This window comes from Streptomyces sp. AC627_RSS907, from assembly GCF_019049165.1.
This window is the reverse complement of record NZ_JAGMUE010000913.1, coordinates 1-630: the sequence shown is the minus strand read 5'-3', so window position 1 is coordinate 630 and position 630 is coordinate 1. Positions and strand designations below refer to the sequence as shown.

The 630-nt window shown below is 75.7% G+C and carries 1 protein-coding gene; it reads right to left on the bottom strand.

Annotation, left to right across the window (positions count from 1 at the left end; genetic code table 11):
- Positions 1-630, bottom strand: a 630-nt coding sequence (locus KUM32_RS39425; protein ID WP_302185254.1) for a cysteine protease StiP domain-containing protein, incomplete at both ends; no start/stop codon positions are given.

Below are 630 nucleotides of genomic sequence, written 5' to 3'. Positions count from 1 at the left end.
GGCCGCACCAGGTCGGCGCGGAGCACGGTGCGCGAGACGAGCCCGGAGACCGTCGAGTTGAGGCACGCGGAGGGGATGAGGAAGTCGTCCCGGGTGCCGTAGGTCGCGACGCACCCGCCGGGGTCGGCCAGTACGGCGATCCGCGGGTCGAAGCCGCGCACGCCGCCGGCCGCCTCGGACGCCTCGAACTCCTCGATGGCGGCGGCCAGTTCGCGGGTGATGGCGCCCTTGCCGGTCCAGCCGTCCACGAAGACCACGTCGACCGGGTCGTGGTGACGGGCCAGCCAGCGCAGCGCCGCCGTGTCGATGCCCCGGCCGCGCACGATGGAGATCGCGTAGTGCGGCAGGTCGACGCCGTGCGCGTGCTGGGCCCAGCGGCGCATCAACACGCCGACGGGCGTGCCCGCGCGGGCCAGCGAGACCAGCACCGGGCGGGAGTCGGGCCCGCGCCCCGGGCGGTCCTGGTGCTCGGCCAGCAGCGTCTCGGTGACGGCCCCGACGGCCCGCGCGATGCGCGCGGCGGAGGTCTGGAGCGCGGAGCGGAACAGGTCCTGGTAGGCGTCGCTGGGCTGGTACTCGATGGGCAGCGACTCGGCGTAGTGCGCCCCGCCGCCCTGGATCGCCTCCTCC